Consider the following 26684-nt stretch of genomic DNA (forward strand, 5'->3'; position numbering starts at 1 on the left):
GATGCAAACGACGAGCGAAGCAGTAGCAGTGGTGAATGAGCAGCGTTCACAGGAAAGTACAAGCGCCGACCGTGGAAGAATCGACATTCAGAACCTGCAGAAGGTATATGAATCGCGTACGAGCCAGTTCCAAGCGCTTAAGGACATTAACCTGACGATCGGCGAGAATGAGTTTGTGACCATTCTGGGTCCATCGGGGTGCGGCAAGTCGACGCTGCTGCGCATCGTTGCCGGACTTGAGGATCTGACATCCGGTGAACTGACCTTAGATGGTGAAGACATTATCGGCCCTGGGGCGGAGCGGGGCATGGTGTTCCAAGGCTACACCCTGTTCCCTTGGCTGACCGTGCGGGAGAACATCGAGTATGGGCTTAAGCTCAAAGGCGTTCCGACGCTTGCACGGCGTGGCATCTCCAGCCACTGGCTGCGCATCATCCGTCTGGAGAAGTTCGCATCCAGCTATCCGAAGCAGCTGTCGGGCGGGATGAAACAGCGCGTCGCGATTGCACGCGCATTGGCGAATCGACCGAAGGTACTGCTGATGGATGAGCCGTTCGGAGCGCTGGATGCGCAGACGAAGGTCGAGATGCAGGAGATGCTGCTCGAGGTGTGGGAGAAGGAGAAAACGACGGTCTTGTTCATTACACATGATATCGACGAGGCGATTTTCTTGTCGCAGCGCATTGTCGTGATGGGCGCTCATCCGGGAAGAATCATCCGAGAGTTCCGCGTCGATCTCCCGACAGAGCGGACAGCGGACGTGCGTGAGCTGCCTGCCTTTCTACAGATGAAACGCGAGCTGGCGCAGCTGCTGAAGCATGACTAAAGCGGAAACCGTGATGACGAATGCATGCACCAATCTAAGACTGATGAGGTTAGCTTGAACAGCTAATCGACAGCAGTGAGGTTGGTGCATGCTTCGTTTTGACGCTATTTTCCAATAGGGCGGTAGCTAATCGTAACCAAAATGATCCTTTCAAACTACTTGACGAATGGGAAGGGATGCTTGATAATGGGAAAACAAGGATGTTAGATAATCTAACATAAGATTTGAGGGATTATACGTATGCACATTCCGGATGGGTTTCTAGACGCGAAGACGTGGATTACGACGACAGTAGTCGGAGCGGGTGCTGTCACCTACAGCCTTCGCCAAGCGAAGCTTGCGCTGGAGCCGAAGCGTGTGCCGCTTATCGCGCTCGTCGGAGCGTTCGTGTTCGCTGCGCAGATGATCAATTTCCCTATTGCGGGTGCGACTTCTGGCCATTTTCTCGGCGGGACGATGGTTTCGATTCTGTTCGGTCCATGGATTGGTTCGATCGTTATGACGGCGGTGCTGCTTGTGCAAGCAATCGTTTATCAGGATGGCGGCATTACGGCGCTTGGTGCGAATGTACTTTGTACGGGATTCATCGGATGCTTCGTAGGTTATGGTAGTTATATGTCAGCTATGAGGTTATTTAAGGGGAAAGGTAGGGCAATCATCGCTTGGATGTCAGCTTGGCTGTCCATTGTAGCGGCATCGGCAGGCGTAGCGATACTGCTTGCTTTCTCCGGTACGTTCAATTTAGCTACCGCGCTGACGGCTATGGTCGGCTGGCACATGCTGATCGGCATCGGTGAAGGCTTCATTACAATGTTGGTGACCGGCTACCTCATGGAACGAAGTGCAGTCATGACGAGAGGGGGCCTGGGACATGAGCGCGTATCGCGTAACCGAGCATAAAAGACGCTGGATCGTGCTGGCCCTTATTACGATTGTCATTGCTTGTTTATTATCGCCTTGGGCATCGCCGCATCCAGACGGACTGGAGCGGGTGGCAGAGGATCACGGGTTTCTGGATAAGGGGACGGCCGTTAATGAGCTTGCCGTCATTCCGGATTATGAAGTAGCGGGCATTCCTTGGTCGGTCGTTAGCATTGGATTGGCGGGCGGAATCGGTATTGTCATTATGGTTGGTGTTTTATTCGGCGTGACTCGTTCGTTAACGAGAAGTGGAGGGGATCGGATTGAGCGACGAACAAATGGATTGGAAGGAATCGATCGCACCTAACCCGATAGAAGCATCTGACAATGCTGACGGTGCTGCAACTGCAGGATCAGCTCCACAGCAGCCGCTTCGGCAGTCACGCAGACGCGTCCTGTCGGTGCTCGGCTTATTAGCAACATTGATGTTATTCAGACATCCTGCCGTTCTCGTTGGAGCGGCAGGATGTTTATTATTGTGGATGCTGCTATGGTGCAGACATTCTCCTCGAGCAATCGCATCCCGCATGCTGCTTATCATCCCATTTGCACTCGGCACGATTGTCCTTGTTCCGTTCCAGCATCCTGCTGGCGGCACCGCGCTGCTGCATGTAGGCGGCTGGACGGCGACGGAGGAGGGAGTCCGACATGCATTTGTTTTATTGCTCAAAATTATAGGTGCGAATCTGCTTCTCACTTCCCTCCTATTGTCTACGCCTGTGTATCAGCTGATCGCAAGCCTCCGTGCCATCGGCATGCCTGCGGTGCTGCTTGAGATGACCGTACTTATGATGCGTTATAGCGGGCTTCTTCGAGAGGAAGCAAGGGGAATGCTGCATGCGCAGCGCGCTCGCGGCCTTCAATTAAAGGATTGGCGCTGGAGAAGCCGGACGTGGAATCGCTTGGGCGAGCTGCTTGGCGTTCTGTTCGTTCGAGCGTACAGCCGAAGCGGGCGGATTTATCAGTCGATCGCAGCGCGAGGCGGCTTCAGCGGAAGTATGGGCATTACGCAGTCAGCTCTCAGCGATAACGAGGTACGTCGCGTGAATAACATTGATTCATTAGTAGAGGGCAACTCAAACACAACCGATACATCAAATAAAGCTGTGAAGGAGGGCTGTTACATGAAGCCAGCCATTGAGGTGCGGGAGGCCACATTCCATTATGGAAGTCGGCAGGCGCTTAACGGCTTATCGTTCAGCATCAGACAAGGAGCGAAGGTGGCGCTCATGGGGCCTAACGGCGCGGGCAAGTCCACATTGATCGCGCTGCTCAACGGTCTTGAACAGCCATCTTCCGGTGAGGTGACGATATTCGGCGAGCCGATGTCGAGCAGCAATGCGCAGCTGCTTAGAAGACGGATCGGCGTCGTTTATCAGGACCCGGACGATCAAATTTTCTCGCCGACGGTTGGTGAAGACGTTGCCTTTGGACCGCGTAATCTAGGGCTTGATGAGACATCCGTGCAGCAGCGAGTAGCCGAAGCTCTTCACGCAGTCGGGCTGGAGGGCTTCGACAGTCGCTCGCCATTCGAGCTGAGTTATGGTCAGAAACGTCGAGTTGCGATCGCAGGCGTACTCGCGATGAAGCCGGACGTTATCGTCCTCGATGAACCGATGGCGTTTCTTGATCCGAAGAGTCGGGATCAGCTGCAGCAGCTATTGGAGGCGATGCACAGCGATGGACTGACGGTCATCGTTGCGACGCATGATGTTGATTTTGCAGCGGAATGGGCGACGGATGTGCTTATGATGAAGGAAGGCAAGCTGCTTGCGTCCGGCTCGCCAGAGCTGTTGTTTGAACCAGAGCTGTTATCGAATGCGGATCTTCACCTGCCTCGACTGGCGCGGCCGTTCCGGCTGCTGCAAGATCAAGGCCATGTTCAGCCAAGAACGGTGCAGGACGCCGCGCAAGCGATCTGGCAGCTGGTCATGCGGGGCGGCGAAGCGTTGAAATTAAGATCTGTTAATCGGATGGATGGAGAAACACGCCAGCGGGAAGGATAACAGCGAGCCCAATGGAGCATTGAATTGCCAGCTGGCACGACGAGCTGCACAAATGCTGTCAGGCGGCGAACACCTCGCCTTACTTGTCGCCAGCGAGGCGACGAATAAGAATATGGGAGGGGATGAATACTATGGTCAAGTTCCAAGCATCCCTTCTTCGATATAAGCGGACGGACTAAGCGGCGGTTTTCTACCACATAAGAATTGTTAAAATCCCGGGCTTCAGGGGTAAATAAATTTTTATTGGTGATAAAACCCTCCTCTAAACGCGGTCGCACATTTTTGGATGACATCGTTAGAGGTTTTCTCACGCTTATACATTTGTCATCAGGACACGCTTCACAATGCGATTACCGGCGGCAGGTAACCAGTGGACTTAAAATCTTCAGGGAAAGTGGGGCAACAAGACATGAAAGCAACTGGTATTGTGCGTCGCATCGACGATCTGGGCCGTGTAGTAATCCCGAAAGAAATACGGAGGACGCTTCGCATCCGTGAAGGTGATCCGCTCGAAATTTTCGTGGACCGCGACGGCGAGGTCATCTTGAAGAAGTATTCCCCGATTGGTGAGCTGGGCGACTTTGCGAAGGAGTACGCGGAATCGTTGTCCGAGAGCACAGGGCATGTGACGATTATTTCGGACCGGGATACCGTTATTGCTGTCGCTGGCGCATCCAAGAAGGAATTTCTGGACAAGTCAGTTGGATCCGTGCTTGAGAATTGTATGGAAAATCGTAAAACGGTCATCGAGACATCAAGCGGCAACATCGAGTTGATCAAGGACATGAATGAAACGTTCGCATCTTACGTCGCTGCACCAATTATTGCGGGCGGCGACCCGATCGGAACGGTTGTCCTGCTCTCGAAGGAAGATGGCGTCAAGATGTCGCAAATGGAACAAAAGATGGCGGAGACTGCTGCCGGCTTCCTCGGCAAGCAAATGGAGCAATAAAGTTTCATACACATATACAGCCTTCCCCTTGCCGAGTCATAGACCGGGTATAAGGAGAAGGCTGTTTGTTGTGTGCGGCGGCTAGAAGCCAATCCATACCCGCCAGTGGCCCATCTGGACGAATACGATCCAGACGAGAATGAAGGTAAAGCCAACCGCGGTCGTCTCGACGACCGCCGCACTGAATTTTCCCGAGCGCATGAGTGGGACGCGAAGCTTCCAAGGAATGGGCGGCAATGGCTGAATGCCACGCTGGGATAAGGCATCGGCGAGCAGATGCAGCAGGTACGATAGACCGCCTGCAATCGGAACGCTAAGTTCATCCGGCGCCATCCAATACAGTGCTGCGGTCCATAATCCGGTTGCATACAGCGTATGCGTAAATCCGCGATGGGGCGCTAGTGCGCTGACGACGAGCGTCAATCCAGCGGCGGATAGGCGCGTGTCGTAGATGACGCCAGCTACTGTAAGCGCACCGCCAACAATGAGCATTAGCAGCGTGCGAAGCCAGCGGATGGAGGCGAATGCGGTTAGTCCAATGACAGAACCTGCTGCCCAATTCCATGGATACTGTGTGCTCGTCAGCCAGACAACAGCGCCTGCTGCGAGCAGGATAACTACCTGCAGTGCTCGAATAGCCGCCTTCGGAAACGTACGGTTCGCGAGCAGCCCGTTTGGTTCATCAAGATCCGGCAGCAGACTGCCGATGACGGCGGCCGCTGCCGCCATAGGTGTTAAAGATGGTTGGATGAGTGCAGTTAATGCAAGCGATATGCCGGTGCTGACGACAAGATGCGAGGAGCCTTTCATAGGGCACACCGCCTTTCAACTTTCAATGGCGCGTAAGCGAATATCCCTATTGTAGTGGAAATAGTCGGCATATGCAAACATATGTTTGCATATGGGCGTTACGTACAAATAATCAATTTCTCCGATACAACATACGAATTGACATCCCCGACCGGTTTCATGTAGAAGCGGACCGTATAATCGCCGGAGACGGTAAATTTGTATGTAATTTCAGCGCTGTTAATCCAGAAGCTCGTCTTCCCTTTCTCCGGGAAATTGCTTTGTCCGGATTTGCGTTCTTCGATCAGCGTCTCGCTGCCGTATGGATCGACGAGCGTAATTTTGAAAGAAGAAATGTCGGTATCAAGGGAGTCAATCTGGGTGAATACGTTGAAGGAAACCTTCTGGTTCTTAGCCACAGCACCAAAAATCGAGCCGCCCTCCTTCGTCTCCCTCGTAGCCATGTGGACGTTAGGCGTGTCAATGCTGAGAGTCTGCTTCTTCTCATCCCATGCCGTAATTCCTTTATATTGTTTAGCGACAGCGTCAACCGCCAGATACGGTTTGTCATCGACCACAACGCCAAGGTTGAACAGCTCTTGACCGTTCATGAAAACGCGAATTTTTTTAGTCAAAGCATCCCCATACGCCATACTGGTGCCGAAGCAGCACAGCGCAACGACCGAAACGAGGACGGTTTTGAACGTCTTGGCCCTCAATGGAGCACCTCCTTATTCACAAATTGTTTGAACATTTAGTTAGATGCATAAATCGGTAAAAAGTTGTACAAAATTGGCTATTTTTCCACATGAGTTTTTACGGCTTGTCTAGGTGTCGTTTTTGGACATTTTGGCGTCAAATAAGGCGATAATGAGCAAATACCTGTTATAATTGAAGGAATCGTATGGAATGGAAGGTAACCGATCAGAATGAACAGTGTAACGGGACAACATGCGCATAAGCAGGTTTGGAACGGCGCCCTGCTGATGGCTGCGGCGATGATGGTGTCCAAGCTGCTTGGTGTGCTTCAAAAAATACCGCTGCAAAATCTCGCCGGCGACCGTGTCTTCGGCATTTATAACGCGGTCTACCCGCTCTACCAGCTTCTGCTCGTGGCGGCAACGGCGGGTTTGCCGCCGGCGGTTGCGATCGTCGTCGCCAGACGGCTTGCCGATGGAGACCAGGCAGGTGCGCTGCATGCGAGGCGTGCTGCGCTCTGGCTGCTTGGCGCCTCCGGCGCAGTTGGCTTCGCTTTGCTCTGGTTTGGCGCGCCGCTGATTGCCTCAGCGATCGGCGATGCGAAGACATCGGGAGCGATTCGCTCCGTTGCCGTTGCGCTCTGGTTCGTCCCCGCGCTGTCGGCGCTTCGAGGCTACTCGCAAGGGAAGAATGAGCTGTCCGCTTCGGCACTGTCGCAAGTCGTCGAGCAATTCATAAGGGTTGCCGTCATGGCGGCATTGCTCGCATGGGGCTTATCGAACGCTTGGCAAGACCCGCAGATGGCCGCTGGCGCGATGGCCGGCTCTGGTGCAGGCGCAGTGGCGGCCATGGCGTTGATGGCTTGGCGGCAGCGCCGGGAGCGGGATGCAGTTGGGGCAGTAACGGAAGGAAGTGGACAGGGGCGGAAGCAGCGGCGGCTCGCTGTCGAGATGAAGGAGCTGTCGAAGCTCGCCTTCCCAATGGCCTTCGGCGCGATTGCTGTACCGATGGCGGCTGTTGTCGACGTGTTCATGGTGCCGCGGTTATTAATTAGCGCGGGGATGCAGGACGCGGCGGCGATGGCGCAGTTCGGCATGTATGGCCGAGGACAGACGCTCGTCCAGCTTGTCGCGATGATTAGCGGTGCCGCCGCATCTGCAATGGTGCCCTCGCTGGCGCTCGCTCACGGGCAGCGGCATTGGCAGGAGGCACGGTCACAGGCGGGCATGGCCATGAAGGCCGCGTGGTGGATCGGAACGGGCGCCGCACTAGGCATTGCCTTGCTTGCAAGGCCAATCAATGTTATGCTGTTCGCCGACGATCATGCGACGGGAACCTTTGCACTGATAGGCTTTACAGCGCTTGCGGCGGCCGTTTCGACGGTGGCTGCGGCCGTGCTTCAGGGCTGCGGCCGCGTGAAGCTGCCGGCGCTGCTGCTGCTTGGCGCTGCTGCGCTGAAGGCGGCGCTGAACGCCGCGCTCGTGCCGGCGCACGGCATCGCCGGCGCAGCCGCCGCGGGCGCGATCGCGCTCACTGCCGCCGCGATCGTCGCCGCCTTGGCGGCTCGCGCTGCGCTCGCGGCTTCGCCCGCTCGCGCTGGCGCCGGCGGCACCGCCGCCCCTGGCGCTGCTGCGCAGAGCGGCAGCGCGCTTGCGGCGGCGTGCCGCCTAGGCTTCGCGCTCGCGTGCATGGCCGCGGCGCTCGCCTTGACCGAGCGCGCGACGCACGCGCTCGGCGCCGGGCTGCCGCCACGGGCGGCAGCGGCGCTGCAGGCGCTGACGGGCGTTGCCGTCGGCGCCTGCGTCTTCGCCGCCGCGCTGCTTCGCAGCGGCGGCATTGGCGCGCGCGAATGGCGCGCGCTCCCGGGCGGCGAGCGAATTGCCGCCCGGTTAGTGAAGCTGCGGCTCATACCGAAGCTGCATCGATGAGGAGGTTGAAGCAATGACGCTGCAACAGAAACCTGCAATAACGGTCGTTGGACTTGGCTCGGGCGATGTGGAACAATTGACACTCGGCGTATGGCGCAGATTGCAGGGCGCTTCCCGTCTGTACGTTCGGACCGAGCATCATCCGATGATGAGCCTGCTGCATGAGAATGGCATTCAATATGAATCGTTCGATCGCTTCTACGAAGCGCATGATAGCTTTCCGGATGTATACGAGGCTATAGCCTCGGAGCTTATTTCGCTTGCTTCCCAAGCGGATCGCGCATCCGACATTCTATATGCAGTACCTGGCCATCCGATGGTCGCAGAGCGCACGGTTCAGCTGCTTCGCGAGCGCTGCGGCGATGCGGGCATCCAGCTCGACATCCTCGGCGGCGAGAGCTTCCTGGATCAGGCGTTCGTGCGTCTTGGCTTCGACCCGATCGAAGGCTTCCAGCTGCTTGATGCATCGGATCTGAACCCGTCGCAGCTGCAGCCGAAGCTGCATACCGTCATCGGTCAGGTGTACGATGTGTTCACTGCTTCTGACCTGAAGCTTACGCTAATGGAACGTTATCCGGATGAACATCCGGTCGTCGTTGGCCATGCGCTGGGCGTTGCGGGCGAAGAGTCTATCGTATCGGTTCCGCTCTATGAGCTGGATCGGATCGAGGGCTACGGCAACCTGTCGCTCGTCTGGATTCCACGCTCTGAAGATGAGGCGCTCCAGAATCGATCGTTCGACCGTTTGCACGAGATCGTCTCCATTTTGCGCAGCCCGGAAGGCTGTCCGTGGGACCGTGAGCAGACGCATCAATCGATTCGCAAGAACTTCATCGAAGAGTTGTACGAAGCGCTTGAAGCGCTCGATAATGACGATCCAGACGGCATGCGCGAGGAATTCGGCGACGTCATTCTGCAGGTCATGCTGCACAGCCAGATGGAAGAAGAGGTTGGTTCCTTCAGCGTCTATGATGTCATTCAGACGTTGAACGAGAAGCTCATTTTCCGTCATCCGCATGTGTTTGGTGACCGCGGTGCCAGCAATGCCGAGGAAGCGCTTGGCAACTGGGAGCAGATGAAGGCAGAAGAGAAGAAGCGTACAGGCGAAGCAGAGAAGCGCAAGTCGCTGCTCGATGGCATTCCGAAGGATCTACCAGCGCTCATGCGAGCTTACAAGATTCAGAAGAAGGCTGCGAAGGTCGGGTTTGATTGGGACGATCTAGAGCCTGTTCTGGCCAAAATCCAAGAGGAGCTTGGCGAGCTTCGTGAAGCCGCTGCGGAAGGTACGCCGGACGAGCGAATTGGCGAGCTTGGTGATCTACTATTTGCTGTCGTCAACGCTGCACGTTTCGTAGACGCCGACCCAGAAGAAGCATTGGCGCGCACGAATGCAAAATTTATGCGCAGATTCGCGTATATTGAAGAACGGCTCCGTATAGAAGGCCGAACTTTTGACCAGACTGATTTAATAGAAATGGACCGATTCTGGGAGGAAGCCAAGGCGAAAGAATAGGCGTAATTCGCCCGTATTCGCTATATTACGGCGCTATTCTTCATAATTCGCAAATTTTTTTAAACTTTTAGCAGGATTTTTTTAGCACTAGGCAGAATTACTAGGAAGCCAAACGGCGAATCACCGGAACGCATGAACATGCGGGGCCATTTCTATGATTCTAACCCATGAACTATAGGAGGCATTACTAATGAACAAGACGGATTTGATTAACAACATTGCAACAAAGAGCGGTTTGACGAAACGCGACGTAGAAGCAGTTCTGAACGGCTTCCTCGGTGAAGTTACGGACGCTCTCGCAAGCGGCGACAAAGTACAACTGATCGGTTTCGGCACGTTCGAAACGCGCAAGCGTTCCGGCCGTACAGGTCGCAACCCACAAACGGGCAATCCAATCGAGATCGCAGAATCGAAAGTCCCTGCATTCAAAGCTGGCAACAAACTGAAGGATGCAATCAAGTAATAGATGCGTTTAGATAAGTTTCTCAAAGTATCGAGGCTGATCAAGAGGCGCACCGTGGCGAAGGACGTATCCGAGCAGGGGCGCGTCTGGCTGAACGGCCGAGAGGCAAAGCCTAGCAGTACGGTGAAGCTTGGAGACGAGCTGACGATCCAATATGGGACGAAGCTGGTCACCGTTCGTGTCGAACGGCTGACGGAGACGACCCGCAAAGACGAAGCCGGTACACTCTATACTTTGGTGAAAGAAGAAACGCGCCAACCGGACAATGGTCTGGATTGGAATTAATAGAAAGAAGCTGTCCCCGAGCGCGTTGCGTACCGGTGACAGCTTCTTTTTGCTTTTACAACCTAACAATCTCTATGATGTCGATCTATATGGTCTATAATGCAGTGCTTAACGCCAATCTCTTATTAGCTTTCTACGTCTCAAGACGTCTCACTTCCGAGAATCAAGAATAAACATCGATGCATCCTGCCCCATGAATATGCCGCTTCCCGTATAGAAGGTTTCGGATTGAATATTTTTATACCCTAATCTAGTCATGATGGACGCCAGCTCCGCCTGACGGAATCCGTTATGAACGAATTCGGATACGACTTTTTCGTTCTTATCAAAATCTACGATTAGCAAATGTCCCCCTTCATTGAGAACATCAAATAAACGGGATAGAACGAATTCGACATCTGGAATATGAAGCAGCACCTGGGCCATCAAAATATAGTCGGCACGAAGATCCGATAGATCGGTCTTCTCGAAATCGAAGCATAAAGTATCGACATTCTGAAGGTTAGCATCCGAAATCTTCTGCTCGATTTGCTGAATCATTTTCGGTGATGTATCTAGAAATAGCATCGATTTAAATTCGTCTAACAGGTTCATGCCAACTAGACCCGTTCCGCAGCCAAAATCAATCGCACTCTTGCTCTCGGCGTCGACCAAATAGTTGCGAATGGCATCTGATGACACCTTTGCCGTATGGATTCTTTCGGGGGTGTCATATACTTGAGCGATCATTTCAAATTTATCCGTATTGCCCACTCGCATCTCTCCTGTCTGCCCTAGCTCACCATTACTTTATGATACGACTTCCTGCGCTTCGCTTCCACACGGAAGGTTCTCCGATCCTCCCATGTGGACTGGAAGCACGTGAACTGCGATAGCCTCTCTTCCGCAGCTCCTGCCGAAGCACACGCAGGAACAAGCCGTGCGAGACGATCAACACGCGCTGATCCGAGCCGAAGGCATGCAGATGATCGACAATGGCCGCCGCTCTAGCCCTTGTCTGCTGCAGCGTCTCGGGCTGCGATCGATGCGAAGTGTACCAAGCTGCACGGCCTATTGCGCTCCATATCTGATGGGGAAGCTTCAGCTTAGTCTGGCAGAAAGGGGCGATCTCTACTTCGCGCAGCGCGGAAGAGTAGACGATAGGATTCCCTTCACCCCATAGATGGCGGATCGTGTGCGCAGCACGCCGCATGTCACTTGATAGGCAGATATCCCAATCTGCCATAGGGAACGGCGGCACTTCCGGCAGCCGAACATCGGCACTGTTGTAATGATCACACCAGCGGGCGTACTGCTCAGCGTCGCACCGACTAGGACGTGACGGCGGCGAGACGGGATAATGATGGACGAGCCCGATGACCTTCGGCATAGTTTCGCTCCATACATTTCCGGCGTCCGCATGCTGCTGCTTTGCGCGAATCATTGTCATAAGCATAGTAACTCTCCTAAATGCGGATCACATCTCTAACGTCATAATGCCCATCCCCATCTGGTGACATACGTTTCTTGCGGCAGCTCTCATAGATTGCACAGGTTCTGCCGATACAAGTGAAGGACGATACCTGATCGGTTTTGTATACAGTCATACAGTTACAGCTATACAGTCGTTCTAATCGCTATCGCTCCTTCATAGGCTAGTCTCGAAGGAGGGGACGCGGCCATGCAGGATCAAGGTAAAGGTCAGAAACGGCAAGAAATGAAGATGCAAAACCGCAAACTGCTCGAGCTATCTGGCGTGCGTAACGTGGAAAGCTTCGACAGTGAGGAATTTTTATTGGAAACCGAGCTTGGATTTCTTACGGTTCGGGGCCAGAATCTGCATATGAAGCATCTCAGCCTAGAGCAAGGGCAAGTCGCCATTGAAGGATTGATCCATTCTCTCGCCTATTTGGATGGCAGTCCGCAGACGAAATCGAAGAGCCTGTTCGGGAAGCTGTTCAAGTGAATCTATCGCTTAGTGAACAGTGGCTCACGATGAGCCTGATGCTGCTGTCCGGTATCGGCATGGGGATTGTATTCGACGGCTACCGCGTAGTCTCGCACGAGCTGCGCTTCGCCAAGTGGACGCTACCCGTGTTCGATCTGCTCTATTGGGCAGCGGCGACGCTTGTCGTATTCCAGGTGCTGTCCGCCGGCAACAATGGCGAGGTGCGGGCGTACGTATTTCTGGGACTAGCTCTTGGCGTTATTGTCTACTTCCTGCTGCTCAGTCGAGCCGTCATTGCGACTGTCCGTTGGACGATCGGAGCGGTTCGTTATCTGATCGGCTTGTTCATAAAGCTGTTCCATATATTCATCATTCGGCCGTTGCTCATCTTGTACAAGCTGTGCAAGGTGCTGCTTGGGTTTTTGCTGGCCCTTACTATTTTCTGCTACAAAATTGTGTTACAATTGATCCGTCCATTCTGGCTATTGACACGGTGGATTATTAAGCCGTTGCTGCGGCCGTTGATGAATTGGCTAACGCCGATCGTTGCACGTTGGCGAATCGGTGAGAAAACCGCTAACGCAGTGAACAAGACCGCTGCGTGGTGGAAGCGGACGTTTGGCCGTAAAACCTGAAGAAAGGTGGTGCAGTGTTCTTGGCGAATGAGAGGCAGCGCAGATCCGAGGCGACATCGGCCGGTTCGAAGCGCCGCATGCGGTTTTACTGGGCGGGCGTTGTAATTTTCGCTTGCTGGGCATTGTATACGCTAATTAATCAGGAATTCAGCATGAATAACGAGTCGCAACGATTGTCGGATGCGAAAGCACAGAAGGTTGCTTCCGAAGCACAGATGGCCGATCTCAAACAAGAAATCGAACGTCTCAGTGACCCCGAATATATCGGCCAGTTGGCAAACCAGCAAGGCATGACACGTGACGGTGAGAAGATCATCCAGTCAGCGGAATAGTCGATGAACCTTATGAAATGGGGTAAAATCGGGATCTTCGTCTGTTGACCTTGCTTTCTACGTTAAGCTATAATTACTTCTAGTAAGGTCTTTCCTGAGATTTAAGCCAGTGCATGGCACTGCTGCTTATCGTCTCTGGAATGAAACGATCGCGCGATCGCGCGTCAGCCGTTTCACATCTGACCAACATGTATAATTCCTTAGGGAGGAACATTTTCTTTTATGGCAATTGAAGTGGGCGCGAAGTTAGAGGGTAAAGTGACAGGCATCACGCATTTTGGTGCATTCGTCGATTTGTCTGGAGGCGTAACAGGACTGGTTCATATCTCCGAGATAGCCGACAACTACGTCAAGGACGTCAAGGACCACCTGAAGCTGGAAGATGTCGTCAAGGTTAAAGTCATTAATGTCGACAAGGACGGCAAGATCGGACTATCAATTAAACAGGCAATCGACCGGCCGGAGGGACAGCCAGCGCCTCAGCAGCAGCGTGAGCCACGTGCGGGCGGATTCAACCGGGGCGGCGGCGGTGGACAAGACCGCGGCGGACGTCCATTTAAATCATCCTCTGGTAAAGCGCCGTATGGAAAACCGTCATTCGAAGACAAAATGTCGCGCTTCCTGAAAGATAGCGAAGAGCGTATTTCTTCCCTCAAGAAGAACACCGAAGGCAAACGCGGCGGACGCGGAGCTAAGCGAGTATAGAGCGGGTTTAAATGCATATGATTAGCATAATGAAGCAGAACCTTACAGGTTCTGCTTTTTTTGCGTTTTGCGGCGGTATACCAATTACTTTCCCCCGAAAGTCCAGCTATCCCGACAGAGGAGACCCTAATTCGCCAAGCGTCAGCGGTTACATGGCTTGTCGATACATTCGGAAGCATGAGCCGTGAACAGCGCTCAATCCCAGGCTGGGCCTGCACGAACGCGGTTCCCGACAAGGGTGCGGCACGGCGGGTGTTTTGTCGCAAAAAAATTTTAGGCATAAAGCGAGTTGTGACAAACTTCATAAATCCGCGCTTCTATAATGGGAAACACATTAACTCGGAAATGGTGGTGTATCTCGTGAGGGAGAAGAACAAGCTGGTTATGTTTCCAGGTGCACAGCAAGCGGGAACAGCAGCTGTCCAGAACGCGGTTCGCAAAGGCCGCGAATGGGCTGCCGGTCGTAAGCTTGTACAAATGGTATCTGCCAAGAAATGGACAATCCTTCTTGTTGCCGTCGGGTTCTTGCTTGGTCGCGCTGTCATTCTTGAATCGCTCATGCCGTTCGCCGCTGCGTATTTCGCTGTCCTTTATTTTTTAAGAAGAGAGGCTAGCTTCTGGGCAGGACTCGCCCTCGTTGCAGGCAGCTTCTTCGCACCGGTGCCCTCTCCGGGTTGGATCGCCATGGAGCTGGCCGTCGTGTTCCTGCTAATCAAAGGACTAGAGTCTTACGAGAAAGCTGAGTTATCGTTCGCGCCGCTGCTCGTGTTCACCTCTACCTTGCTCGTGAAGCTGTTCGGAGCGGTATTGGCACATACACTGGGGTGGTATGACCTGATGATGATCGCCGTTGAAGCCGCTTTATCGTTTGTCTTGACGCTTGTGTTTGTACAAGCAATCCCGGTGCTGACAATGACGAAGAGGTCGAGTGGGCTTCGTAATGAAGAAATTATTTGTTTGATGATTCTGATGGCCTCGATTATGACGGGGACCGTGGGCTGGGGCATCTATGGAATGTCTGCTGAACATGTGATGTCACGTTATATGCTGTTGCTGTTCGCTTTCGCTGGCGGTGCACCGCTGGGCGCATCGGTTGGCGTTGTAGCGGGATTGATTCTGAGTCTGGCTGATTTCAATGCGATCGTGCAGATGAGTCTGTTGGCGTTTGCGGGTCTGCTGGCTGGCCTGATGAGAGACGGAGGGAAAATGGCGGTTTCGTTCGGTATGCTGCTTGGCACTTCTATTCTATCTATATATATAGGAAGTCAATCTGATGTCATGGCATCGACCTATGAATCACTTATTGCAGCAACGTTGTTCCTGCTCACACCACGTCTGATGATTCGGACGATCTCCCGTTATGTGCCGGGAACGCAGGAGCATGTGAAATCGCAGCATGAATATGCAAGGCGCGTCCGTCAAGTGACGGCGGAGCGGGTGGAGCAGTTCTCCGAAGTGTTCCGCCAGCTGTCGAAGAGCTTCGGACAATTTAACGGTGCCGTTGAGGCAGTGAAACGAGAGGAGGAATTCAATCATTTCATGAATGCGGTGGCAGAGAAGAGCTGCCAATCGTGCCATCGCCGGAGTATGTGCTGGGATGCGAAGTTTTATCAGACGTACAAGCTGATGACCGAGATGATGACATCGGTCGAGGAGGGACGGAAGCCAACCAGCAAGGAAATGCCGAAGTCGTGGACTTCGCATTGCGTGAAGCCTCAGCAGGTGCTCGGCGTCATGTCGCAGCAGTACGAGCTGTATAAGAATGACCGTCATTGGAAGAAGCAAATTATCGATTCGCGCCAGCTCGTCGCTGATCAGCTGTCGGGCGTGTCACAAGTCATGGAAGATTTGGCGAAGGAGATTAAGCGGGAAGGACAAACGCTGCATTTGCAGGAGGAGCAAATTCGCGAGGCGCTGGAGGGGCTAGGCTTGTCCATTCAGAGCATCGATATTATAAGTTTGGAAGAGGGCAATGTGGAGATCGAGGTTTATCATCTATTCGCAAGGGGGTATGACGAATGTCGTAAAATTATCGCACCGCTGCTGACGGACATTTTGGGCGAAAATATTGCCGTGAAATCAGAGCGTTATCCGGAACGTCACGGTGAGCCTGCATTGGTTACGTTCGGCTCGGCGAAGGAGTTCGAGGTCGAAACCGGTATTGCCGGTCTTGCGAAGGGCGGCGACCTGCTGTCGGGAGACAGCTTCAGCACCGTTGAGCTTGGCAACGGTAAATTCGCTGTCGCGATAAGCGACGGTATGGGCAATGGCGAGCGTGCAAGGCTGGAAAGCAGCACGGCGCTAACGATTTTACAACAATTGCTCCAATCGGGAATGGACGAGCGTCTGGCGATCAAGTCCGTCAACTCCGTGCTTCTGCTCCGTTCCCCTGACGAAGTATTCGCGACAGTCGACGTTGCGTTAATCGATATGTACACGGCGAAGACGACTTTCTTGAAGATCGGTTCAACGCCAAGCTTCATTAAACGAGGAACGGAGGTTATTCCGGTTACGGCGAACAATTTGCCGGTCGGTATTTTACAAGATATTGATGTTGATCTCATTACGATGCAGCTGCAGCCAGGGGATACGCTCATTATGATGACCGATGGTATTTATGATGCACCAGGCCATGCGGTCAATAAGGAGATGTGGATGAAGCGAATGATTCAGGAGATTAGCGCGACCGAGCCGCAGGCTATTGCCGACTCACTGCTCGATAAGGTCGTTCGCTATCATGAAGGTGCCATTGTTGATGATATGACGGTTGTTGTCGCACGTGTCGAACGCCACCAGCCGGAATGGGCAACCTTCCGTTGGACAGGCATCCCGCGCTTCGAGCGCCCAAGGACGGTGAGCTAATATGAAGTATAGAGTGAGTGTGAATGGAAAGCGCAGAACGAGAGAGCAGGTTAGCCGTGATCGACATGTAGAGCGCCTGCAGGCGCAGGCCATAATGGTGGACGAGGTGGCAAGCCAGCCGGAGGAACATACTCAGCGTCAGGCGCATATCGGGCAGCAGAAACAGGTCCAGCCTCATCATATACGCATACAAGCTCGAAGCCGCAAGCGGACGCGAACGAGAGTGGCGTTCCGCATGCTGCCTCCGAGACAGACAGCCCTTATTTATACACCAATCAGGAAGGAGATCCGCTTGCCTGAACAGCTTCTGAATAAAATGAGCCTGCCGACAATTGAGGCGGTACTGCCGATTATGGAGGCTTCGAGGCAGGCGATGGTACAGGCGCGTTCCTCCGATCGGGTGCTGAAGCGGCTTCAGCCGAAGACGTTTCTATCACGAAGCTATTCGCGGTTTCGTATGGTGGAGCCGACCACTGCAAGGCTGCAGGTCAATTCAGCCCATCAAGCCGTTTATAGGATCCTCTCTGATAGAATGCGACGATTTAACTCACCCATTCGGGTGCCGCCAGTCGATACCGATCGGTACTCTGCAGGACATTAACGCAGCACTCATTAGGCTGAAATGAATAGAGGTGTGCGAGCGGGCAACGGGTCCACTCGCACACCTCTATTCGTTTACCAACTAATTATGAATTTTTATTAAGTTGTCTCTCAACCTTTCTTCAGTACAAGTTCAGCATGCTTTAAGACTCCCGTGGTACTTTTACCCAGTAAACAAATTTTTCGTGGGAAAGGTGGAAACAATCTTATGAAATCATTTGGCAAAAAAATGATTGCTGGCGGCATCGCGACTTCATTCCTTCTTGGTACAGGCTTTGTAGGCACTGCGTTGAATCCGGCTGCATTTGCGGCTACGACTAGCAGCAGTTCGACCATATCGGGACATAACCAACCACAGCAACAAGGAGGATACGGCTTCGGACTACGGATTGACGACGTTATTGCGGCGGCCGCGAATATATTGGACGTTGAAGAAAGCGAAGTGCTGGCAGCGCTGGAGGATGGCGGAACGCTCGCAGCATTCGCGGAAGATAAGGGGACGGATGAAGACGATTTTCTGGCTGAGCTGATCGCCGTGCTTGAAGCGCAAATCGATGATCAGGTTGATGAGGGAACGGTTACGGACGACCAGGCTGATACGCTGAAATCTACTTTAGAAGAGCAGCTGACGAAGCTGATTGAAACAGAAGGATTAAGCGTTAAGGGTAATATGCCGGAAGGCGGCATTGGTTCAATGGGCCAGCAGACGGGCCAACAAGTGTACAATTTGACTACACTTGCCGCCGCTATCCTTGAATTGGATGAGGATACGATCATGGCCTCGCTGCAGGACGGTCAGACGCTCGCAGCAATTGCGGAGGACGCTGGTGTGGACGAGGCTGATTTCTTGGCCGACTTGGTTAATGCGGTCACGGATGCGATCGGAGATGCCGTTGATGCCGGCACGCTGACGGATGATCAGGCTGATCAGCTGCTGGACAATCTGTCGGAGCGTCTGCAGCAGCAAATCGAGAGCGAAGGCGGAATGATGCGCGGCGGCGAGCAACCGGGCATCAACAATAACAATAACCAAAGCAGCGAAACAGACAAGAGCAGTACCACCAAAGGATCGAACAATAACAATGCCAGCAGCACGAAGGTCGAGCTTAAGGATATGAAAGGCCACTGGGCGGAGCAAAACGTGAACGCACTCGTTGCAAGAGGCGTGCTGACCGGCGATCAGAATTCAAATTTCAATCCGAGTGGAACGGTGACGAAGGAGCAAGTCGCTACTATGCTGGCGAAAGGCTTCGATATAACGACGACCTCGGCAAGCGATCAAGACTACAGTGACGTTCCGCAAAACCGTTGGTCTTACAGCTACGTCGAAACGACGCGTGGCTATTTCTCTGATGAAAACGGTGGCAGCTTCAAGCCTACGGAAGCAATGAATAGATCGGATGTCGTCGTTACGCTGATTAAGGCGTTCCTTGACCAAAATGACGACTATACGCTTATGGGTGAAGACGAAGCGGTTGATTTGCTTGCGAACACTTTCAAGGATGCCGATCAAATTGCTGACGAGGCTGCTCCGTATGTAGCGACCGCTGTCGAGCTTGGTGTTATTAAAGGCGACAGCAACAGCAAGTTCAATCCGGAGAAGACCGTTACCCGTGCCGAAATCGCTACGATGCTAAACACGCTGCTGACGATTGCGGATGAATCTGCTGACGAATAATATGGATTACATCGATAGATTCCTATAGAAACGAAGAAGGCCTCCACCAGCAAGCTGGTGGGGGCCTTCTTCTGCCTGCTGCAACCGTCTAAAAGCGTTCATTTCGGGCAAAGCTGATAGAGAGAAGCATAGACTTGCATTTTAGGAGGCGATGGTATGAAACAAATATTGCTCGTTACGGACGGCTGTTCGAATGTAGGTGTCAGCCCTGTAGTCGCGTCTGCACATGCGTATGCGGAAGGCATTACGGTGAATGTGGTTGGTGTCGTTGATAGAGGTGAGGTTGGTGACTTCGGAGCAACTGAGATCGAGGAGATTGCGCGTGCGGGCGGCGGCATGAGTCGGCTCGTCAATACGAAGCAGCTGTCACAGACGGTACAGATGATGACACGTAAGACGGTCGTTCAGACGATTCAGCAGGCGGTGCAGAAGGAGCTGCGTCAGGTTTTCGGACAGACGTCGATCGAATCGCTGCCACCGGAGAAGCGCGGCGAGGTCGTTCGTGTCATCGATGAGCTCGGTGAGACATCGAAACTGCGCGTTGCGCTGTTGATCGATGCGAGTGCCAGCATGAAGCCGAAGCTGTCGGCCGTTGAGGAAGCAATCCGCGATCTGATGCTTAGTCTGCAGGCGAGACAGGGAGCAAGCGAGCTGTCTGTGTTTCATTTTCCAGGCTCATCTTATGGTGATGACTGTACGCTCGACCTCGACTGGACGAATAATCTCTCTGGCGTGCAGGCGATCTTCCCTAAGCTGCAAATGCGCGGCACGACACCAACGGGACCGGCGATCATGCAGGTCATTGATTTTTACCGGCAAGGCGATTATGGTAGAAAGAGCAGAGATGAAACGGACGGGATGATGAGTGACTACGTCGTTTAAGTTCAGTCTTAACCGCGGGTCGGTTGCGACCGGCAAGTGGAAAGGGAAGCAGTACCGGGTCGAACGATTGCTGGGGGAAGGCGCCAATGGCAAAGTATTTCTCGTCGAGCGGCACAAAGCGTGGTATGCGCTGAAGGTGGGTGCCGATGCGGTGGACCTGCAATCGGAGATTAATGTGCTGCAGTCGCTCGATTTGCAGAAAAGATCGAAGCGGCCGGAAACCGAGCCGTTTCTTGTCGATGTAGATGATTTGGTCATGCCTGACGGTCGTGAATATCCGTTTTATGTGATGCGTTATGTGCGGGGCGTCACGCTGGCGGAGTTTTTGGCCAAGGAAGGCTCCGAGTGGTTTCCGCTTGTTGGTTATAATTTGCTTCGTATGCTGTCCGATCTGCATGATGCAGGCTGGGCGTTTGGCGACCTGAAGGTCGAAAATATTCTCGTAGCCGAATACGGCCGGGTCGAGCTCGTCGATTACGGTGGTCTTACAGGCTTCGGCAAGAGCGTTCGACAGTTTACGGAAATTTATGACCGCGGTTATTGGAATGCTGGCAGCCGAACAGCGGATGCCGGCTATGACCTGTTCTCGTTCGCACTGCTGTGCATCCAGCTGCACGACAGCAAGCACCTGCAGCTGCTGACCCGTCAACTGCTGCCGCAGAACCGCTCGCCGGAGGAGCTGCTGAAGCTTATTCAGCAGCAGCCGACACTGCGGCCGTTCACGGGCTGGCTTAACCAAGCAATGACAGGCGGGTTCGCTAATGCCCGTGAAGCGGCTGCTTCGTGGCAGCGGCTCGTCAGCCGATCCGATACGCTGAAGAGCGGACAGGCTGTGCCGGCTTGGTTGAAATGGATGTTCATGCTGTCGGCAGGTGCTGCCGCGAGTGCGGTCCTCTATCTATGGATTGAGTGGTAGGCGGCAGATAGCAGTGTAACAGCAAGACATCGAGGGGAAGGGTAGCATGGACGACTGGTTGAAACGCCTGCTGGCATTCAAGGAAGAGCATGAGCTATGGCACGAGGGAGACTGTATTGTAGTCGCCGTTTCAGGCGGACCGGATTCGATGGTCATGCTGCATCTGCTGCATGCGCTATCGGGTGCCGAGCAGTTGCGAGTGGTGGCGGCTCATGTCGATCATGGCTTCCGTGGACAGGAATCAAAGGATGAGGCCGAGCTGGTGCGTTCGTTTGCAGCGAAGCTTGGCATTCCATTCGAAGCCACCACGCTCGATATGCCTTCCTATATTGAAGCAACAGGAATGAACAGTCAGCAGGCGTCACGGTTGAAACGGTATCAATTCCTACATGAAGTGGCGGACCGGTATGGGGCTTCCCGCATCGCGCTTGCCCATCATGCCGACGATCAGGCGGAGACTGTGCTGATGCGGCTGCTGCGAGGGACAGGGACATCTGGATTAGCCGGAATTCAGGCGAAGCGCAGAGATAAAAATGTGGAACTGATTCGCCCGCTGCTTCGTATAAACAAAGCGGAGCTCACTGCCTACGCGGAGCTTCACAGCATCCCGTATGCAATCGACAGCAGTAATATGAAGCGCGATTATTTCCGCAATGAGCTGCGGCTGGATGTGCTGCCGTATTTGGAACAGTATAATCCGCAGCTGAGCGCTTCCTTGAACCGACTAGCTGAGATTGCATCGGTAGAAGACCAATGGATGCAGGACGAAGCAAGCCGCGCCTTCGAGCGATTGGTGAGCCGTTCATCCGGGACGTTCTGTGAGCTGCGAAGAGCCGATTTGTCCAGCCTCCCGGTTGCTTTACAAAGAAGATTGATTAAACTAATATTAAACTATCTCTCGATGGAAACAGCTGGGTTAAAGCCTGGCGATAAAGCGGATTTCGAGCGAATCGAAGCCATTCGGCACGCTGCGCTCGCGCCTTCCCCGACTACATGGCAGACAGATGCAGGCGGAGGAGTTCGGTTTTATCGCGAGTATGACCGGCTGAGATGGTTGACCGGTGAGCCGCATTTATCGCATTCTTATTGGCCGCCATACGCGTACACAATTGAAGCAATGGACGACGTCTTGGACGTTCCAGAGGGGGGATTGTCGTTTCGGCTGACGAATGCAGTCGCAGCAGCCGATGAGCGAGGGCGGTATTGTGCCGATTTTGATGCGGACCAGCTCTTGTTTCCGTTAACCGTCCGCAATCGCAGGCCTGGCGATCGGATGAGCGTAATTGGATTAAACGGTACGAAAAAAGTGCAAGATATGTTCGTTGATCTGAAAATCCCGCCATCAGAGCGAGATCGAATGCCGTTGGTCCTTGATGCGGCTGGTCAAGTGCTGTGGATTCCGGGAGCAAGACGCTCCGCAATCGCATTGACGGGAGCGGGCACGACGAACGTATTGCGAATTCAAACCGTGCCCTGCACCATGAACCTTGAATAAGCGGCCCTTGTATGATCATACATATAAGCTACGAGCGATTGAACTTGTTTCACTGCGCGATGCCATTCTACGGAGTCGCATTTGAAATTCACAACATCTTTGACTATAATCAGACCGCAGCTATCGCAAAATCTAAGCATATGCTTACGAAGCAGCTTTTGCTTCACATGCGATCCTTGAGCGGATCGCAGTAGTATTCCGCAAAACCTTTAGGAGGCTTTAAATTGCTAAACGATATCCAAGAAGTACTGTTTGATGCTGAGACGATTCAGAACAAGGTCAAGGAGCTTGGCGAGCAGCTTAGCCAAGACTTTGAAGGGCGTAACCCGCTCGTTATTTGCGTCTTGAAAGGCGCGTTTATTTTCATGGCAGATCTGGTTAAACAATTAAGTATACCCGTAGAGCTTGATTTCATGGCGGTATCTAGCTACGGTGCCTCGACCAAATCGTCCGGCGTTGTCAAAATCATTAAAGATCTTGATGTCACGGTCGAAGGACGCGAGGTGCTCGTCGTCGAAGATATTATTGACAGCGGTTTGACGCTCAGCTACCTAATCGATGTGCTGGAACGCCGCAACGCAAAATCGGTAACGGTTGTCACCTTGTTCGACAAGCCTGCACGCCGTACCGTTGAGCTTGAGGCAGACTACAAAGGTTTCTCGCTGCCTGACGAATTTATTGTAGGTTATGGTCTCGACTTTGCCGAGCACTATCGCAACCTGCCGTTCGTTGGTATTTTGAAGCCGGAAGTATACAGCAAGTAAGAAGCACCCGATTAGCGATCGCCTCAGTATGACTTCACCTCACCTCGTTCTATTGTGATGGAAAGTCATGCTATGGTAAAATATTTAGAGCGTCTCGAGAGGAGGTTGGGGATGAATCGAATCATCCGGACATCTGGATTTTATCTACTTATTTTTTTGGTGACCGTGGGGATTGTCCAATTTATTAGCAGCCAAAACGACTCATCGGCCGAAATCCGATACGATGAGTTTAGGACAGCACTTCAAACGGACAATGTCGCGAGCTTGGAACTTCAATTTGATGGCTATTCCTATTTGGTCACTGGTGAATATAAGAAGCCGCCGGAAGCCAACAAGAAACAATTCTATACTCGCACGAACGTTGATGAATTCGTAACGAAGGAAATTGACGATGCAGCTCAGAAGAACCACTTCGAGCTAGAGTACAAGAAGATGAAGGGCGAGAGCATGTGGCTCACGCTGCTAACATCCATCATTCCTTTCGTGATCATCTTTATCCTGTTCTTCTTCTTAATGAATCAAGCGCAGGGTGGCGGCGGCAAGGTGATGAACTTTGGCAAGAGCCGTGCACGTCTGTATAACGAAGAGAAGAAGCGTGTAACGTTCGAGGACGTTGCGGGTGCTGATGAGGAGAAGCAAGAGCTCGTCGAGGTTGTTGAGTTCCTGAAGGATCCTCGCAAATTCGCAGCCGTCGGTGCACGTATTCCTAAAGGTGTCCTGCTCGTGGGCCCTCCAGGTACAGGTAAGACGCTGCTTGCCCGCGCAGTTGCAGGCGAAGCTGGCGTACCGTTCTTCAGCATTTCGGGTTCTGACTTCGTCGAAATGTTCGTCGGTGTCGGCGCATCGCGTGTTCGCGACTTGTTCGAGAACGCGAAGAAGAACGCTCCTTGTATTATCTTTATCGATGAGATTGACGCCGTTGGTCGTCAGCGGGGCGCAGGCCTCGGCGGCGGACATGACGAGCGCGAACAGACGCTGAACCAATTGCTCGTTGAGATGGACGGCTTCGGCGCGAACGAAGGCATCATTATCGTCGCAGCAACGAACCGCCCTGATATTCTAGACCCTGCACTTCTCCGTCCAGGCCGCTTCGACCGTCAAATTACGGTTGACCGTCCAGACGTGAAGGGCCGCGAAGCGGTACTGAAAGTACACGCCCGCAACAAGCCGTTGTCCAAAGATGTTAAGCTGGACATCATCGCTAAACGTACGACAGGCTTCACAGGTGCAGACCTGGAGAACCTGCTCAATGAAGCAGCGCTCCTCGCAGCACGCCGTAATAAGAAAGATATCGCTATGGTTGAGGTCGATGAAGCAATTGACCGTGTCATCGTTGGTACAGAGAAGCGCAGCCGCGTCATTAGTGACCGCGAGAAGCGCATCGTTGCTTACCACGAAGCAGGCCATACGATCGTCGGCTACTTCTTGGAGCATGCCGATATGGTTCACAAGGTTACGATCATTCCTCGCGGCAAGGCTGGCGGTTACGTCATCATGATGCCGAAGGAAGACCGTATGCTCGTCACGAAGCAGGAGCTGCTTGATAAAGTAACGGGTCTGCTCGGCGGCCGCGTCGCAGAAGAAATTTTCATCGGCGAAGTGGGCACGGGTGCATACAGTGACTTTAAACAAGCAACAAGCATCGTGCGCAGCATGATCATGGAATATGGTATGAGCGATAAGCTCGGTCCGATGCAGTTCGGCAGCAGCCAAGGCCAAGTGTTCCTTGGACGTGATATTGGTCACGAGCAGAACTACTCGGATAAGATCGCGTACGAAATTGATCAAGAGATGCAGTTCTTTATCAACGAGTGCTACGATCGGGCGAAGAAGCTTCTTACCGAGAAGTCCAAGGAAATGCACCTCATCGCACAGACGCTGCTTAGCGAAGAGACACTCGAACTGGATCAGATCAAACGTCTGATCGAGACGGGCTCGCTGACGGGTGAACTGCCTGAGGGAGAGTCGACAGCATCCACGGAAGAATTCCGTTCCGATGTGAAGGTCGATACGATCGGTGGCGTGAAAGTTCGCATTCAGACGAAGGATTCCGAGGAATCCCCAACGCCTGTTAGCGACACGACCGACAAAGCCGGCGACGACGATGGCTCTGGCAACCCTGGCACGGATAAGAACGAATAAACACCAACCACATAAAGCTGCTGTTCGGTTCGCAAGAACCAAACAGCAGCTTTTTTGTGCGTTAGGGTGTATTCATCCGGTATAAGCATGGCCAATCCACTCCTACTCCTAGCATTTGGGTCTTCTCCAGTTAATAAGTGAGGCGTTCTACTTACCGCTCGATCAGCGGTTCGACGGTAGAAGCGACGGCGACTTTTTGCAGACAGGGGATTTGGTTTAAAAGTTGGACGTCTCTGCTATGATCTAGCAATTGACAGCGTTCGTCGCAATGTGTACATTTAATGTTAACTATAAAAAACATTCATCTTTTGTTCACACTATCAATTATGCGGCGGCAAAGTATGTGCACGAATTCACATAGTCCATCATATTTTATGAATGAATAGACCGCGCGAAGAGGAGAGACCTACCGATGGAAGCATTGGCACTGGAACGGAAAGCAGAGCAGAACCGCGAGCTGCGCGAACGACTCATGCAATTGAAGAAGGAGCGTAACGCCATTATTCTTGCGCACTACTATCAGCGTGATGAAATTCAAGAGGTAGCGGACTTCCGAGGCGATTCGTTCCTGCTTGCTCAGAAGGCAGCGGCAACGGACGCGGATGTTATTGTGTTCTGCGGCGTGCATTTTATGGGCGAGAGCGCGAAGATTCTTGCACCGAACAAGACAGTCCTTATCCCGGATGAACGCGCAGGCTGCCCGATGGCGGACATGGTTAACGTTGATGGTCTTCGCAAGCTGAAGGCACAACATCCGAATGCTACGGTTGTTACGTACATTAACTCTTCGGCAGAAATTAAGGCGGAGACGGACATTTGCTGTACGTCGTCCAATGCGCTGAAGGTCATTAACTCGGTTGAGTCCGACGAGATCATTTGGGTACCGGATAAGAACCTCGGTCACTACGTCCAGCAGCATACGGACAAGAAAATGATCATCTGGGAAGGCTACTGCAACACGCATGATATGCTGACCGTTAAAGACGTAGAAGAAATGAAAGCGAAGTACCCGAACGCACAATTCGTCGTTCACCCAGAATGCCGCCCAGAAGTTGTGGCGCTTGGCGACTACGTCGGCAGTACGACTGGCATTCTCGAATATTGCAAAAACTCCGACTGCCAAGAGTTCATCGTTGGTACGGAGGACGGAACAGGTTATCAGCTGCGGGTAGACAGCCCGAACAAGACGTTCCATTTTGCAACGAAGTACTTGGTATGCCCGAACATGAAGGTCAACAACTTGAAGAAGCTTGTCAAATGCCTGGAGACGATGCAGCCGCAAGTTTATGTGCCGCCTGCAGTCGCTGATTCGGCTCGGCAATCGCTCGAGCGTATGCTGCAAGTGAAATAGTGATCGCACCCTA

General features: G+C 53.1%; 26 protein-coding genes. 22 read left to right on the forward strand and 4 right to left on the reverse strand.

Going from position 1 to position 26684, the window contains the following annotated elements; translation table 11 throughout:
* Position 1 precedes the first annotated feature (1 nt).
* The 5 genes from DFQ01_RS22335 to spoVT all read left to right on the forward strand — a co-directional run bounded on the left by DFQ01_RS22335 (position 2) and on the right by spoVT (position 4705).
* Positions 2 to 826: an ABC transporter ATP-binding protein gene (locus DFQ01_RS22335; RefSeq protein WP_110046137.1), complete on the forward strand. Its 825-nt coding sequence runs from the start codon at positions 2 to 4 to the stop codon at positions 824 to 826.
* A gap of 240 nt (positions 827 to 1066) precedes the next feature.
* Positions 1067 to 1726 carry an energy-coupling factor ABC transporter permease gene (locus tag DFQ01_RS22340; protein ID WP_110046138.1) on the forward strand — a complete coding sequence of 220 codons (660 nt, stop codon included), beginning with the start codon at positions 1067 to 1069 and terminating at the stop codon, positions 1724 to 1726.
* The gene (locus DFQ01_RS22345; RefSeq protein ID WP_110046139.1) at positions 1698 to 2054 is read left to right on the forward strand and encodes a PDGLE domain-containing protein; all 357 of its coding nucleotides are present in this window, start codon (positions 1698 to 1700) and stop codon (positions 2052 to 2054) included. Before DFQ01_RS22340 ends, DFQ01_RS22345 begins: the two co-directional genes overlap by 29 nt.
* Entirely contained in the window at positions 2011 to 3753 is a 1743-nt protein-coding gene (cbiQ, locus tag DFQ01_RS22350; RefSeq protein WP_146216914.1) for a cobalt ECF transporter T component CbiQ, read from the forward strand. Before DFQ01_RS22345 ends, cbiQ begins: the two co-directional genes overlap by 44 nt.
* 409 nt (positions 3754 to 4162) lie before the next feature.
* The gene (spoVT, locus tag DFQ01_RS22355; protein ID WP_110046141.1) at positions 4163 to 4705 is read left to right on the forward strand and encodes a stage V sporulation protein T; all 543 of its coding nucleotides are present in this window, start codon (positions 4163 to 4165) and stop codon (positions 4703 to 4705) included.
* A gap of 81 nt (positions 4706 to 4786) precedes the next feature.
* On the opposite strand, the gene DFQ01_RS22360 is transcribed toward spoVT, so the two are convergent.
* Positions 4787 to 5515, reverse strand: coding sequence for a metal-dependent hydrolase (locus DFQ01_RS22360; protein WP_110046142.1), 729 nt, complete (start codon positions 5513 to 5515; stop codon positions 4787 to 4789).
* A 98-nt stretch (positions 5516 to 5613) separates the two neighbouring features.
* Positions 5614 to 6213 carry a hypothetical protein gene (locus DFQ01_RS22365; RefSeq protein ID WP_110046143.1) on the reverse strand — a complete coding sequence of 200 codons (600 nt, stop codon included), beginning with the start codon at positions 6211 to 6213 and terminating at the stop codon, positions 5614 to 5616.
* Between the two features lie 210 nt (positions 6214 to 6423).
* Here DFQ01_RS22365 and DFQ01_RS22370 point away from each other — a divergent pair, with 210 nt between their 5' ends.
* From DFQ01_RS22370 to DFQ01_RS22385, 4 genes are all read left to right on the forward strand, one after another.
* Positions 6424 to 8121 carry a polysaccharide biosynthesis protein gene (locus DFQ01_RS22370; RefSeq protein ID WP_110046144.1) on the forward strand — a complete coding sequence of 566 codons (1698 nt, stop codon included), beginning with the start codon at positions 6424 to 6426 and terminating at the stop codon, positions 8119 to 8121.
* A 13-nt stretch (positions 8122 to 8134) separates the two neighbouring features.
* Positions 8135 to 9634 (forward strand): bifunctional methyltransferase/pyrophosphohydrolase YabN, encoded by a 1500-nt coding sequence (gene yabN, locus DFQ01_RS22375; protein WP_110046145.1) that lies wholly within the window; start codon positions 8135 to 8137, stop codon positions 9632 to 9634.
* A gap of 190 nt (positions 9635 to 9824) precedes the next feature.
* Complete coding sequence (locus DFQ01_RS22380) at positions 9825 to 10097, forward strand: HU family DNA-binding protein (RefSeq protein ID WP_006038139.1); 273 nt, start codon at positions 9825 to 9827, stop codon at positions 10095 to 10097.
* 3 nt (positions 10098 to 10100) lie between these two features.
* A complete protein-coding gene (locus tag DFQ01_RS22385) occupies positions 10101 to 10382 on the forward strand; it encodes an RNA-binding S4 domain-containing protein (RefSeq protein WP_110046146.1) in 282 nt (93 codons plus the stop codon).
* Positions 10383 to 10532: 150 nt separating this feature from the next.
* Here DFQ01_RS22385 and DFQ01_RS22390 read toward each other — a convergent pair whose 3' ends face one another.
* Both DFQ01_RS22390 and DFQ01_RS22395 read right to left on the reverse strand, forming a co-directional pair.
* The gene (locus DFQ01_RS22390; RefSeq protein ID WP_245946827.1) at positions 10533 to 11141 is read right to left on the reverse strand and encodes a class I SAM-dependent methyltransferase; all 609 of its coding nucleotides are present in this window, start codon (positions 11139 to 11141) and stop codon (positions 10533 to 10535) included.
* 25 nt (positions 11142 to 11166) lie between these two features.
* A complete protein-coding gene (locus DFQ01_RS22395; protein ID WP_174812907.1) occupies positions 11167 to 11811 on the reverse strand; it encodes a histidine phosphatase family protein in 645 nt (214 codons plus the stop codon).
* Positions 11812 to 12042: 231 nt separating this feature from the next.
* On the opposite strand from DFQ01_RS22395, the gene yabP reads away from it, so the two are divergent.
* From yabP to nadA, 13 genes are all read left to right on the forward strand, one after another.
* A complete protein-coding gene (gene yabP, locus DFQ01_RS22400) occupies positions 12043 to 12327 on the forward strand; it encodes a sporulation protein YabP (RefSeq protein WP_110046149.1) in 285 nt (94 codons plus the stop codon).
* The gene (gene yabQ, locus DFQ01_RS22405) at positions 12324 to 12944 is read left to right on the forward strand and encodes a spore cortex biosynthesis protein YabQ (protein ID WP_110046150.1); all 621 of its coding nucleotides are present in this window, start codon (positions 12324 to 12326) and stop codon (positions 12942 to 12944) included. The genes yabP and yabQ overlap by 4 nt, the downstream gene beginning before the upstream one ends.
* Positions 12945 to 12964: 20 nt before the next feature.
* Positions 12965 to 13276, forward strand: coding sequence for a septum formation initiator family protein (locus DFQ01_RS22410; protein ID WP_110046151.1), 312 nt, complete (start codon positions 12965 to 12967; stop codon positions 13274 to 13276).
* A gap of 222 nt (positions 13277 to 13498) precedes the next feature.
* Positions 13499 to 13981 carry a S1 domain-containing RNA-binding protein gene (locus DFQ01_RS22415; RefSeq protein WP_110046152.1) on the forward strand — a complete coding sequence of 161 codons (483 nt, stop codon included), beginning with the start codon at positions 13499 to 13501 and terminating at the stop codon, positions 13979 to 13981.
* A 384-nt stretch (positions 13982 to 14365) separates the two neighbouring features.
* Positions 14366 to 16843 (forward strand): stage II sporulation protein E, encoded by a 2478-nt coding sequence (gene spoIIE / locus DFQ01_RS22420; protein ID WP_110046181.1) that lies wholly within the window; start codon positions 14366 to 14368, stop codon positions 16841 to 16843.
* 1 nt (position 16844) lies between these two features.
* Complete coding sequence (locus DFQ01_RS22425; protein ID WP_110046153.1) at positions 16845 to 17444, forward strand: hypothetical protein; 600 nt, start codon at positions 16845 to 16847, stop codon at positions 17442 to 17444.
* A gap of 207 nt (positions 17445 to 17651) precedes the next feature.
* Entirely contained in the window at positions 17652 to 19121 is a 1470-nt protein-coding gene (locus tag DFQ01_RS22430; protein WP_110046154.1) for an S-layer homology domain-containing protein, read from the forward strand.
* A 156-nt stretch (positions 19122 to 19277) separates the two neighbouring features.
* Positions 19278 to 20003 carry a vWA domain-containing protein gene (locus tag DFQ01_RS22435; protein ID WP_110046155.1) on the forward strand — a complete coding sequence of 242 codons (726 nt, stop codon included), beginning with the start codon at positions 19278 to 19280 and terminating at the stop codon, positions 20001 to 20003.
* The gene (locus DFQ01_RS22440; RefSeq protein WP_110046156.1) at positions 19987 to 20919 is read left to right on the forward strand and encodes a serine/threonine protein kinase; all 933 of its coding nucleotides are present in this window, start codon (positions 19987 to 19989) and stop codon (positions 20917 to 20919) included. The genes DFQ01_RS22435 and DFQ01_RS22440 overlap by 17 nt, the downstream gene beginning before the upstream one ends.
* A 46-nt stretch (positions 20920 to 20965) precedes the next feature.
* Positions 20966 to 22414 carry a tRNA lysidine(34) synthetase TilS gene (gene tilS / locus DFQ01_RS22445; protein WP_110046157.1) on the forward strand — a complete coding sequence of 483 codons (1449 nt, stop codon included), beginning with the start codon at positions 20966 to 20968 and terminating at the stop codon, positions 22412 to 22414.
* A 224-nt stretch (positions 22415 to 22638) separates the two neighbouring features.
* Positions 22639 to 23178, forward strand: coding sequence for a hypoxanthine phosphoribosyltransferase (gene hpt / locus DFQ01_RS22455; protein WP_110046159.1), 540 nt, complete (start codon positions 22639 to 22641; stop codon positions 23176 to 23178).
* A gap of 111 nt (positions 23179 to 23289) precedes the next feature.
* Positions 23290 to 25320, forward strand: a complete 2031-nt coding sequence (gene ftsH / locus DFQ01_RS22460; RefSeq protein WP_110046160.1) for an ATP-dependent zinc metalloprotease FtsH — start codon at positions 23290 to 23292, stop codon at positions 25318 to 25320.
* 412 nt (positions 25321 to 25732) lie between these two features.
* The gene (gene nadA, locus DFQ01_RS22465) at positions 25733 to 26671 is read left to right on the forward strand and encodes a quinolinate synthase NadA (protein ID WP_110046161.1); all 939 of its coding nucleotides are present in this window, start codon (positions 25733 to 25735) and stop codon (positions 26669 to 26671) included.
* Positions 26672 to 26684: the final 13 nt, after the last annotated feature.

Origin of the sequence: Paenibacillus cellulosilyticus, from assembly GCF_003182255.1 — a bacterium.
GTDB lineage: Bacteria > Bacillota > Bacilli > Paenibacillales > Paenibacillaceae > Paenibacillus_T > Paenibacillus_T cellulosilyticus.

Coding starts and splice junctions, on each gene's coding strand:
- ftsH (WP_110046160.1), top strand. CDS start 23,290: ATGAATCGAATCATCCGGACATCTGGATTTTATCTACTTATTTTTTTG.
- DFQ01_RS22395 (WP_174812907.1), bottom strand. CDS start 11,811: ATGACAATGATTCGCGCAAAGCAGCAGCATGCGGACGCCGGAAATGTA.
- DFQ01_RS22415 (WP_110046152.1), top strand. CDS start 13,499: ATGGCAATTGAAGTGGGCGCGAAGTTAGAGGGTAAAGTGACAGGCATC.
- nadA (WP_110046161.1), top strand. CDS start 25,733: ATGGAAGCATTGGCACTGGAACGGAAAGCAGAGCAGAACCGCGAGCTG.
- DFQ01_RS22335 (WP_110046137.1), top strand. CDS start 2: ATGCAAACGACGAGCGAAGCAGTAGCAGTGGTGAATGAGCAGCGTTCA.
- DFQ01_RS22430 (WP_110046154.1), top strand. CDS start 17,652: ATGAAATCATTTGGCAAAAAAATGATTGCTGGCGGCATCGCGACTTCA.
- DFQ01_RS22340 (WP_110046138.1), top strand. CDS start 1,067: ATGCACATTCCGGATGGGTTTCTAGACGCGAAGACGTGGATTACGACG.
- yabN (WP_110046145.1), top strand. CDS start 8,135: ATGACGCTGCAACAGAAACCTGCAATAACGGTCGTTGGACTTGGCTCG.
- DFQ01_RS22345 (WP_110046139.1), top strand. CDS start 1,698: ATGAGCGCGTATCGCGTAACCGAGCATAAAAGACGCTGGATCGTGCTG.
- DFQ01_RS22370 (WP_110046144.1), top strand. CDS start 6,424: ATGAACAGTGTAACGGGACAACATGCGCATAAGCAGGTTTGGAACGGC.
- DFQ01_RS22435 (WP_110046155.1), top strand. CDS start 19,278: ATGAAACAAATATTGCTCGTTACGGACGGCTGTTCGAATGTAGGTGTC.
- DFQ01_RS22390 (WP_245946827.1), bottom strand. CDS start 11,141: ATGCGAGTGGGCAATACGGATAAATTTGAAATGATCGCTCAAGTATAT.
- yabP (WP_110046149.1), top strand. CDS start 12,043: ATGCAGGATCAAGGTAAAGGTCAGAAACGGCAAGAAATGAAGATGCAA.
- DFQ01_RS22425 (WP_110046153.1), top strand. CDS start 16,845: ATGAAGTATAGAGTGAGTGTGAATGGAAAGCGCAGAACGAGAGAGCAG.
- DFQ01_RS22385 (WP_110046146.1), top strand. CDS start 10,101: ATGCGTTTAGATAAGTTTCTCAAAGTATCGAGGCTGATCAAGAGGCGC.
- spoVT (WP_110046141.1), top strand. CDS start 4,163: ATGAAAGCAACTGGTATTGTGCGTCGCATCGACGATCTGGGCCGTGTA.
- spoIIE (WP_110046181.1), top strand. CDS start 14,366: ATGTTTCCAGGTGCACAGCAAGCGGGAACAGCAGCTGTCCAGAACGCG.
- DFQ01_RS22380 (WP_006038139.1), top strand. CDS start 9,825: ATGAACAAGACGGATTTGATTAACAACATTGCAACAAAGAGCGGTTTG.
- DFQ01_RS22360 (WP_110046142.1), bottom strand. CDS start 5,515: ATGAAAGGCTCCTCGCATCTTGTCGTCAGCACCGGCATATCGCTTGCA.
- tilS (WP_110046157.1), top strand. CDS start 20,966: ATGGACGACTGGTTGAAACGCCTGCTGGCATTCAAGGAAGAGCATGAG.